Source organism: Pseudomonas sp. 30_B, assembly GCF_017491605.1.
In the GTDB taxonomy this organism is placed as follows: Bacteria; Pseudomonadota; Gammaproteobacteria; order Pseudomonadales; family Pseudomonadaceae; genus Pseudomonas.
Map to the genome: position 1 here is coordinate 1 of NZ_JAFGYY010000276.1, position 470 is coordinate 470.

Here is a 470-nt window from a genome sequence, read left to right on the forward strand (position 1 = left end):
GCCTCGTGCCGGAAAAGCGTGAGCTATTCGGCACGATGTCGGTAGAGGACAATTTGGTGTTAGGCGCATACCGGCGAAAGATGGCCGGCGACGCGAGCTTCCTGGATCAGCTCGAGCCGGTTTTTTCGCTGTTTCCGAGGTTGAAGGAGCGACGCAAGCAAGCGGCCGGCACGCTTTCGGGTGGCGAGCGGCAGATGCTGGCTGTCGGGCGCGCGCTGATGGGCAAACCCGATTTGCTGATGCTCGACGAGCCGAGCCTTGGGCTTGCACCGCTGATCGTGAAGGAGATTTTCCATATCATCAGCGCGCTGCGCGGGACCGGCGTTGCGACGCTGTTGATCGAGCAGAACGCGCGGGCGGCATTGCAGATATCGGATTACGGGTATGTCCTCGAGACCAGTGAGATTGCTCTGGAGGGCCCGGCGGGCGAACTCGCGCAGAATCCGCAAGTGATCGAAACCTACCTGGGG

General features: G+C 61.5%; 1 protein-coding gene. It reads left to right on the forward strand.

The features are described from left to right. On the forward strand, positions 1-470 hold a 470-nt coding region (locus J5M67_RS28265), incomplete at both ends, for an ABC transporter ATP-binding protein (RefSeq protein WP_207888653.1).